Origin of the sequence: Nostoc sp. EspVER01 (assembly GCF_034530635.1) — a bacterium.
In the GTDB taxonomy this organism is placed as follows: Bacteria; Cyanobacteriota; Cyanobacteriia; order Cyanobacteriales; family Nostocaceae; genus Nostoc.
On record NZ_JAVRCS010000073.1, the window covers coordinates 1 to 10,061 of the forward strand.

General features: G+C 41.3%; 8 protein-coding genes and 1 tRNA gene. 7 read left to right on the plus strand and 2 right to left on the minus strand.

Translation table 11 applies throughout. The features are described from left to right. Window positions 1-260: 260 nt before the first annotated feature. Together RMX69_RS29095 and RMX69_RS29100 are read right to left on the minus strand one after the other, a co-directional pair. Window positions 261-1,532, minus strand: a complete 1,272-nt coding sequence (locus RMX69_RS29095) for a ribulose bisphosphate carboxylase small subunit (protein WP_289800069.1) — start codon at window positions 1,530-1,532, stop codon at window positions 261-263. Between the two features lie 475 nt (window positions 1,533-2,007). Beyond that, on the minus strand, window positions 2,008-2,262 hold the full coding sequence (locus tag RMX69_RS29100; protein WP_289798390.1) for a hypothetical protein: 255 nt from the start codon (window positions 2,260-2,262) through the stop codon (window positions 2,008-2,010). Between the two features lie 368 nt (window positions 2,263-2,630). On the opposite strand from RMX69_RS29100, the gene trmFO reads away from it, so the two are divergent. The 7 genes from trmFO (at window position 2,631) to ylqF (ending at window position 9,612) form a co-directional block, all read left to right on the plus strand. Then, a complete protein-coding gene (trmFO, locus tag RMX69_RS29105; RefSeq protein ID WP_322639508.1) occupies window positions 2,631-3,947 on the plus strand; it encodes an FADH(2)-oxidizing methylenetetrahydrofolate--tRNA-(uracil(54)-C(5))-methyltransferase TrmFO in 1,317 nt (438 codons plus the stop codon). A 268-nt stretch (window positions 3,948-4,215) separates the two neighbouring features. Further along, a complete protein-coding gene (locus RMX69_RS29110) occupies window positions 4,216-5,403 on the plus strand; it encodes a murein hydrolase activator EnvC family protein (protein ID WP_322639509.1) in 1,188 nt (395 codons plus the stop codon). 44 nt (window positions 5,404-5,447) lie between these two features. Beyond that, a tRNA-Arg gene (locus RMX69_RS29115) sits at window positions 5,448-5,520 on the plus strand. Window positions 5,521-5,954: 434 nt separating this feature from the next. Beyond that, window positions 5,955-6,533, plus strand: coding sequence for a Uma2 family endonuclease (locus tag RMX69_RS29120; RefSeq protein ID WP_322639510.1), 579 nt, complete (start codon window positions 5,955-5,957; stop codon window positions 6,531-6,533). A gap of 329 nt (window positions 6,534-6,862) precedes the next feature. Continuing rightward, window positions 6,863-8,281: a DUF3370 domain-containing protein gene (locus RMX69_RS29125; RefSeq protein ID WP_322639511.1), complete on the plus strand. Its 1,419-nt coding sequence runs from the start codon at window positions 6,863-6,865 to the stop codon at window positions 8,279-8,281. A gap of 34 nt (window positions 8,282-8,315) precedes the next feature. Beyond that, window positions 8,316-8,699, plus strand: a complete 384-nt coding sequence (locus RMX69_RS29130) for a VOC family protein (protein WP_322639512.1) — start codon at window positions 8,316-8,318, stop codon at window positions 8,697-8,699. A 31-nt stretch (window positions 8,700-8,730) separates the two neighbouring features. Next, window positions 8,731-9,612: a ribosome biogenesis GTPase YlqF gene (gene ylqF, locus RMX69_RS29135; RefSeq protein WP_289798396.1), complete on the plus strand. Its 882-nt coding sequence runs from the start codon at window positions 8,731-8,733 to the stop codon at window positions 9,610-9,612. The last annotated feature ends 449 nt before the right edge of the window (window positions 9,613-10,061 follow it).

Sequence of the window (10,061 nt, forward strand, 5' to 3'; positions counted from 1 at the left end):
TCGTAGAGAAGCCCCGTGCTTCACGCAATGCTTTAAAGTAATGAGTAATGAGTAAGGAGTAATGAGTAAGGAGTAAGGAGTAATGAGTAAGGAGTAAGGAATAATGAGTAATGAGTAAGGAGTAATGAGTAAGGAGTAATGAGTGGATGAAAAATAAAGCTTTTTAAACCCGCGTGGGCGGGTTTAGTCTGTTTAGATGCAGTTTCTAACCGTCGATTTAATTTCCGATTTCTAACTCCCGGATTCTGCTGCATCTGCCCCTAATTGTTTCCATTTGGACGCTGAATAATTGTCTCCACCACCCGCCGCTTGGCTTTAGGATCGATACCTACTAAGCGCACATACTCACCGCTATATTCTGACAAAGTTGCCTCTAAATTTGAGATGGCATCAGACTCGGCATCAATGTGGCTATGAACACAACTTTGCCAAGAACCTGTGCGAAAACGGCGCTCATCTACGTGTTCAATACTAATTTTGTAACCTTGAGACAATAATTGCCGAATCTGTTCTTGTGTCTCTAAAGTTAAATGGGCACTTGATGCTTGCTGTTTCTGAAATTGATTAGTTTTTACTTCTTTGGTTGCGCCATTTGACGGCTGACTAGTTGGTGTGACAACAGCAGGTGGTGCGGATTGAGAATTTCTACCTCGATTTAGTCGATTGTAATCATCAACCAAATGGGAACTTTCCACCCGTTTTTGTTCACCAACCAGGAAGTTACCAGACTCGATTAAGTGAGACAGCCTAAAATCTGGCTTTTTAAATTCTGGTGGCCCTTGAGTGCTGTTAACTACATTTAAAGATATCTGCTCAAAACCTACTTTATGAATGTAGTTGCGGATTTGTTCGTCATAAATGCGCGATCGCAAAGCGCTAAAAAAGTCAATAGACTGATTGACAAAAGTATCAACTAGCTGTTCAACTTCTTTTTGTGACAGTCCATCTGGTTCAAAAATCCCCTTGACAATTCCCACCTTGTCATCTCTATCTGGTTCCCAGTAGAATTTCTCCATCCGTCCATCCCGAATTAACGGTGCATAGAGGGTAGAAAAATCATTACCTGTGACAATAATCGGCACACGATGTAAGGGTGTGGAATCATAGCTTCCCGGTAACTGCACATCTGTGGGATTATCAGCAATATTCATCAGTGTGGCATTCACCAACTGCGTGTTTACAGTATATTGAGTGCCTTCATCAAAGCGTCCAGCACCGGCATCTAAATCGTTAATCATCAGTACACACATTTTGCCGCGTACTTTGATCAGTTCAGCTGTTTCCCGATAGCGCAACCGAATCAACCGCGCTGGATCTCCCGCATCTGGACTTTCTAATTCGCCGCCAGATACGTGAGTCACTTCGATACCCATTTTCTCGAAGACTAATTGACATTGAAATGTTTTACCTTCTCCTTTGCGTCCATGAATACCCAGGATCACGGGAACTCGCACGCCAGGAAGCTTCAGGAAATTTTTGGTGATGTGGACAGCAAGTTTGTCCAAAAAGCGGGGAGCGATGTAGTAACCCATGAGTTTATGTGATGAAAAATTAACACTTCTAAGGTTAATGTTAATTTTTTTTGGGGATAGCGATCGCTTTTCTTTCAGACAAGCTTGTGTTTGTTAATTTGTTGGGTTGATTAGACATCTTGCAAAAATAACTTTTGCAAGATATTGGGGAAAGGTTAAAGGGTAAGTAAGGAAAAATTCCATACCTTTACCCTTTACCCTTTACCCTTTACCCTTTACCCCTTCCTCTTTTTCCCACAATGCCAAGAAGTCTATTGTCTGTTACCAAAGTTAAACACGCTCCCAAGCATGGACTGGTGAAAACTGCTGCTATTTGGTAGTGCCAAAGATTTGATTACAATCTCAAATGACTTTGATAAGCCATTTGTATAATTCCAGAATTACTTAGATTAGCCTATTTTTGAGAATAGAGTGTGTTTGAAAACACGCCCTTGTATTGCATGTTGCTATAGTTAATGGAAATCGTTTGTATCTACTACGTCTCATTACCCGAAACTCCTTTGAAAGCAGACACCACCTCTTCTGTTAATGTACTTGGGTTGTTAGGATCGTTATAAATTGGAATACCGCGATTTTCAAGAGCAGCAATAATCTTAGTGTTTAGTACTGAATCAGGAGGTGTTTCGCCACCGTATACACTTTTTAATTCTTCATCATCTGTTACTTCCTCAATAAACATAACTGGAGCTAGATTTAAAGCGACCTTATTTTTGATTTTGTTTTTAGTCATAAATCACGTCCAAATTACGCATTTTTAACTAATAATTGAATGCATACTGAATGTATCATCTGGAAAAAGGAAAAATCAAGGTTTTATACAAAACGTCCTACTTTTTTGATTAATGCAATTAGCCAATATCTGAGAACGCGATCGCACTTCCTGGCAGTGTGTCAGTTGGAAAATGTTCAGCCCAGCGTTGCCGGTGGCTTTTCATGTTATGGCAAAATCGATTGTAAAAAACCTTGAGAGTTTAGTCTCAACGTTACAATTGGGTCAATACTTTATTTGCACTGGTTGTGGTTTTAACATCACTTTTGATTTAATTTTACTTTTGTAATGCTGATGGATACTTATAATATGGGAATTAAAATTTAACTATGGAAACACAACCGATACAAGTAATTGGAGGTGGACTAGCTGGGACAGAAGCAGCTTGGCAAATAGCCCAAGCTGGAGTGCCAGTAATTCTGCATGAAATGCGTCCAAAGCGATTTAGTCCGGCTCATCATACAGAACATTTAGCAGAATTAGTGTGTAGTAATTCCTTTGGGGCAATGGCAAGCGATCGCGCGGCGGGATTATTGCACGAAGAGTTACGCCAACTCGGTTCGATTGTCATCTCAAAAGCTGATGAACACGCCGTTCCGGCTGGTGGGGCGCTAGCCGTAGACAGGGGACAATTTGGCCAAGATTTAACTGAAACTTTAGCGAGTCATCCTTTAGTTGAATTTCGCCGGGGTGAAGTGTCTGCCATTCCTGAAGGGATTGTGGTTTTAGCAACCGGGCCTTTAACCAGTCCCGATCTAGCAGAAGATTTGCAACGCTTTACGGGGATGGAATACCTGAGCTTTTTTGATGCAGCCAGTCCGATTATCGTCGGAGAATCGATTAATCGTGACATTGCTTTTATGGCATCACGTTATGACAAAGGTGAAGCCGCTTATCTCAACTGCCCAATGAATAAAGAGCAGTATTTGCACTTTCGGGAAGAACTTTGTAAAGCTGAACAAACAGAACTCAAGGGTTTTGAACGAGAAACGGCGAAATTTTTTGAAGCTTGCTTACCCATAGAAGAACTAGCCCAGCGCGGGGAAGATACCATGCGCTACGGCCCCCTGAAGCCAGTGGGATTGTCAGATACTCGCACAGGGGAACGTCCTTATGCTGTGGTGCAGTTACGACAAGAAGATAAAGCTGGTCAACTGTGGAACATGGTAGGATTTCAAACAAATCTGCGTTGGGGCGAACAAAAGCGAATCTTTCAATTAATTCCCAGTTTAGAAAAAGCAGAGTTTGTCAGGCTGGGAGTGATGCACCGCAACACTTTTATTAACGCTCCCCAATTAATGCATCCTACCTTGCAATTTAAAGAGCGTCCGACATTGTTAGCCGCTGGACAATTGATTGGTACTGAAGGTTACACTGCTGCGGCTGCGGGTGGTTGCTTGGCGGGAATTAATGCAGCGCGGTTAGCCTTGGGTAAAGAAGCTTTGGTTTTACCACCAACAACCATGATGGGTGCGTTATTAGAATTTATTAGTTCCGCTTCACCGAAGCATTTCCAACCAATGCCGCCGAACTTTGGGATTTTCCCCGATTTAGGAATGAAAATCAAAAGTAAACCAGAGCGTTATGGACGTTACCGCGATCGCTCTTTAGCTGATTTGGCAAATTGGAAAGCTAATTATAATTAATGGGCATTGGGAATGGGGAAAGGGAAAGGGGTAAGGGGAAAAGGGGAAAGAATTAAATTTATTCCTTTTCCCTTTAACCTTTAACCTTTTCCCCTGCTCCCCTGCTCCCCCTGCTCCCCTGCTCACATACCTGCTCAATGCTGACATAGCTGGAATCCTTGTGTTACAACTTGGCATACCAATTTAATAATGTGTTGGCGTGGATGAATTAAATTTTGGGAATAATCCTCATAGTGTTTGAAAGCATCGTTTTAGTTAGGTTCGCACTATGAGAGGGCGATTTCTCGGAAAAAAGCAGATTTATTGCTGTTTATCTATTGCATTTTGCTGTATTTTGTGGATTTGTTTGGGATTAATTCCAGCCGACGCAACGTCTACAGGGTCTATTGATACTCTACGACAACAGCAGCAACAAATGAACCAGCAGCGTCAGGGTGTAGTTGGAGAGCGCGATCGCTTGAATAATCTCCAACAAGAAGCCCAAAAACACTTGACTGGTTTAAAGCAAAATCTGCAAACTACAGATAGCTATCTTCTAGAGAGCGAATCACGATTACAACTCGCTACCCAACGCCTCCAGCAGTTAGAAACCGATTTAGATGTGGCAGAACGTTCATATCAGGAGCGGCAAATTGCAACAGTAGCACGATTGCGTTATCTTCAGCGATCGCCTGCTTTTGCGGGATGGGCAGTTTTGCTTGAAAGTGAAAATATCAGCGACTTTTTCAGCCGTCGTCATCAGTTGAAGTTAGTGTTTCAAGCAGATCAAAAAATTTTGGTAAAACTCAACACCCAAGCAAACTCAATTGATAAACAAAAAACGGAAGTAGAACAGCAAAAAAATGAAATTGGCTTAATTCGCGAGCAACTGTTGGCACAAAAAGCCGATTATCAAACCCAGGCGCAATCACAATCAGAATTGATTCAACGCCTGAATAGCGATCGCCTCGCCTTAGAAGCCGCGCAAAATCAGCTAGAAAGAGAATCTAAAAATTTGGAAGTCTTGATTCAACAAAAGGTAGCAGAAGCCCAAGGAAAAACCAACAGCAGAACAGGTATCATCATTCGGGGAACTGGTGTAATGGCATATCCTAGCGATGCTTCTACTAGCAGTCCCTTTGGCTGGCGGGTACACCCTATTCTTGGTTATCGTCGCTTTCATGCCGGGTTGGATTTTGCCGCCAGCTATGGTAGTAAAATACGGGCAGCGGATTCAGGAACAGTAATTTTTGCTGGGTGGTATGGTGGTTATGGCAGAGCGCTAATTATCGATCACGGTAATGGCATGACTACACTCTACGGGCATACCAGTGAGTTATATGTTTCTGAAGGACAAGCAGTTGAACGCGGACAAGCGATCGCTGCTGTTGGTTCTACAGGTTTCTCAACTGGCCCTCATCTCCACTTTGAAGTCCGTCGCAATGGTACACCCGTAGACCCAGCTAATTATCTTTAAAGCTACGAATTTTATCACAGACGTGCTATAATATTAAAGATTAAGGGCGCGTAGCTCAGTGGATAGAGCAACAGATTCCGGTTCTGTGGGTCGGGGGTTCAAATCCCTCCGCGCTCGTTACCTTTACAAAACTAACCGCAAAATCGAGAGGTTATTGTCTCTCATGGGATAAACCTAATTTACCCTATGAGACACAATGGCAACGGATAGTCTGGAATGCAAAAATTTAGTCTACGTATTTAGTGATTTATATAACACTATATAGCAATCCTAAATCATTCGTGAAAAGCTAGATCCCCGACTTCTTTGAGAAGTCGGGGATCTGCACACTGAGAATTTTCACAAATCAGATAGGATTACTATACATACTAGAGATTTTGTTTTCTCATTCAGTCTCTCACCCCTATTACCTACCCCAAAATTGTTTTAAAAAATAAAACAATGGGGCATTTGTTGGGGGGAATTCCTAAAGTAGAGGTAGAGGCTAAATCTTCCCTATTAGCAGGACATGGGTTTGATGGAACTAGGATTTTTGTGGAGCGCAATTAATTATGACTGCTTTAACCTTACAATTACCTTCTAATCTGCAATTTAGTGATGAGGAATTTGCACAGATTGTCGCTGTGAATAAAGAATTACGACTAGAATTAACTGCTGAAGGGGAATTAATTATCATGTCACCGACTGGGGGAGAAACGGGAAACCGGAATTTTGATTTATTAGGTCAGATATGGTTTTGGAGCAATCAGAATAAGCTTGGAAAAGCTTTTGATTCTTCTACTGGGTTTAAATTGCCAAATGGGGCAACTCGTTCACCTGATGCTTCTTGGATAAGGATAGAAAGATGGGATGCTCTTACCCCAGAACAAAGAAAGAAATTTCTCCCTTTGTGTCCTGATTTTGCAGTGGAATTGGTTTCTGAAACTGATGATGTGGAAGATTCTCAAGCCAAAATGGAGGAATATTTAGCGAATGGCTTACAACTGGGTTGGTTAATAAATCCTAAAGATAAACAAGTAATAATTTATCGCCCAAATCTTGCACCAGAAGTTTTACAATCTCCCACAAGTTTATCGGGTGAAGATGTTCTTCCTGGTTTTGTTTTAAATTTACAGCAGATTTTTGCATAAATGACTGATTAAGCTGTTCCACATTTAAATTGCATATACTGGACGGGCAAGATGCCCATCCCACAAGAGTTATATTTAATTCGATTATGCAAATTAGATGTTTTTTAGCTTATCTTAATTTTATTTCTACAATCACTGAACGTTCTCAAATTCAAATTTTTATAGAATCTGATGCTGGTGTGCCGCATCCCTTATTAGCTTTAAACTGATACCAAATATTGAGCGTATGACAATATTTTGTTCCTACGCATTCTCAGAAATCCCCTTCAAGGAACTTGTAGTAATAACTTCTAATCTTTGATACCACAACTTTCTTGACGATCAAATCTATGCTGGCTAAATTCCCATCATCTGTATTTACACTTCTATTAGGACTTGCCATAACTCAAACCTTTGGATGCACAACTCATAAAAATAATTCAGCGATCGCTCAAACTTCACCAAAGCCAGCACCTCAAGAAATTGTTCAAGCAGGAGAAGTTCGAGCCTTACCTGGCAAGTTAGATAAAATACCCGTTTTTAACAGCAATAGCCCAGAATGGATTAAAACTGAGGGTATTTTACTTTCTACCTTTCCTCCAAACGGTAAAAAAGTTCCAGCAGCGCATCTCAATTTTCCCTTTCAGGGACGCTTTGACTTATTCGCTCACCATTACACCCACACTCCCAAGGATTTACAAACGCTGTACTTAGGCGTAATTGTGTATAACCCTGGTAAAAAACCTGTAACAGTAGATGTATTGCAAGCCGCAAGTTATTTAATGCAGGATGCACCCTTTGTCACCTTATCTCCCTACATAGAAAATAACGATGGTAAGACTTACTCAGGCCCAGGCGCTCGTGCTGTTAGTGATGTACTCCGAGGTGTTCGACAAGCAGATTTTCCCGCAAAGCTGATAATTCCGCCAGGGCAAAGCCGGATGTTATTAAATCATCCGATTCCTGTACGGAATCTAGAAAAGCCAGTGAATGGTCGTTCTAGCTTTATGCGGTTGCATAGTAGCGATCAAGTTTATGGGGCAAGTTTAGCAATGTTTGCTAAGAAAAATTCTGATAATACAGACCGCCCACCCACTCTTGCAGAATGGCAAGCTTTACTAAATACCGGGAACTTTGCTGGGCCAAGAGATAAAACCCCTACTCCTCTAAATGCTACCAGTGGCGCACTGATTTATGGGCGTGTAGCTGGTGTATCTAGTGGTTCCCAGTGGAAAGCAAAATTGGTAGATAATCCCCAAACCAAAAATCTGACTATTCCCCAGCGTGGCAAAGCTATTTCTTATGCTTTAGACACATTGCTCAGTGGTCGATTAGGCACTCAACAAATCCAAACGGCCAAAATGCTGGTACGGTATCCAGATACGGCTTATGAAGCACATGGTAATTATGGGGTGGAATATAAACTCACCTTACCTTTAAGTAACAATACCAACCAAAACCAGACCGTGACTGTTACTTTAGAAACACCTTTAAAGGAAGATAAATTATCCCAAGGTGGTTTACGTTTCCGCAAACCATCGCTAGATTTTCCTTTCTTCCGTGGTACAGTGCGGCTACGCTATTTTAATGACCAAGGTCAACAAAAGACGCGCTACATACATTTATGGCATAGAACTGGTCAGGTGTTAGAACCATTAGTGCAGCTTGTACTTCCACCTTCGACTCAGCGGATAGTACAGGTAGATGTGATTTATCCACCAGATTCGACACCACCGCAAGTGCTGAGTGTAAGAACTTTAGAAAAGTGAGAATCTCAAAAAAAGCAAATCACTTAAGGCTTATATGGTTTTCGAGTACACTAACGCATTTGTTACCATAGCATCGGTTAATTTTGATAATTTAGTGAATTTCTATACCAAATTCCTGGAGCAAAAACCAGTTACTTTGATTCCGAATGTCTATGCTGAGTTTAATTTAGTTAGTATGCAATTAGGTATTTTTAAACCAAAGAACACAAACGAATTGGAATTTGAAGCCATCGCCAAAAGTAAGATAAGTTTGTGTTTAGAGGTGAATAACTTAGAAGATGCGATCGCTCACCTAACTGCTTTGAGCTATCCTCCACCAGGAGACATTTCCATTGCTTCCCACGGCAGAGAAATATATGCTTATGACCCTGATGGCAATCGTCTGATTTTACATCAAGCCATAGTGAATGATAATTGATAAGTGATAATAATTTATTTGGTAATTAACTATGGCTATAACTCAAAACTATAGATTAAACCTAATTCAATGGTATCCAGGTCATATTGCAAAAGCTGAAAGGAAGCTCAAAGAACAACTAAAGCGCGTAGACGTGGTGTTTGAGGTACGAGATGCTCGGATTCCCTTAGCGACTCACCATCCCCAAATAGGTGAGTGGGTAGAAGGTAAAAAACGGGTGTTGATACTTAACCGAGTAGATATGATTACGCCACAAATGCGATCGCTATGGATCGATTGGTTTAAACGTCAAGGAGAAGTCCCCTATTTTACCAATGCTCAACATGGGAAAGGTATAGCAGAAGTAGCGCGGGCAGCGCAAGCCGCTGGGGTAGAGCTAAATCAAAGAAGAAGCGATCGCGGGATGTTACCCCGTCCAGTGCGGGCTGTGGTGATTGGTTTTCCCAATGTCGGTAAATCAGCTTTAATTAATCGCCTGTTAGGAAAGCGAGTCGTGGAAAGTGCAGCCCGTCCTGGGGTAACTCGCCAACTACGCTGGGTGCGAATTTCCGAACATTTAGAATTGCTAGATGCTCCTGGTGTCATTCCTCTAAGATTAGAAGACCAAGATGCAGCCTTGAAATTAGCTATTTGTGATGATATCGGTGAAGCATCTTACGATAACCAGCTAGTAGCAGCAGCCTTAGTGGATTTACTCAACTATTTAGAACCTGTAGCAGGAGATTTATTACCAAAAAAACCATTACAGTCTCGCTACCAACTCGATTCAACATCAGACACCGGAGATACCTATTTACACGCTTTAGCAGAGCATCGTTACAAAGGTGATGTAGAGCGAGCAGCAAGGCAACTTTTAACAGATTTTCGCAAGGGGTTGTTGGGTGAAATGAGTTTGGAGTTACCACCCAATTAAACCTAAATTCAAATAGTAAAAATTAGGAAACCTATTTGATTTTTAACAGGACTTACGCAACTATCACAAGCAATAGCGCGGCTATACCATCCTGCGCGCCAAACAACTAGGCGATAAACATAGTAACGTCTTGAATTTTAATTGCCGAGCTAGTTTTATAAGCTAAATCTTTGAGCTTAAACCAGACTAAAATTAATTGATTTCTTGGAGTAGCACATAGTTACTGATAAATGCGATTGTGCTAGATAACAGAGCCACTTTAAACGGTCTAGTACTACACAAACAACAGCGACTAACGGTTTAGGAAAAATGGACATTTGTTAATAAAAGTATTCGCGGCTTGAGCATTACCAAAAAAATGGGTAAAAGCCCCGTCGTTCTACGACGGATTTAAAGTAATGAGTAATGAGTAATGAGTAATGAGTAATGAGTAATGAGTAATGAGTAAT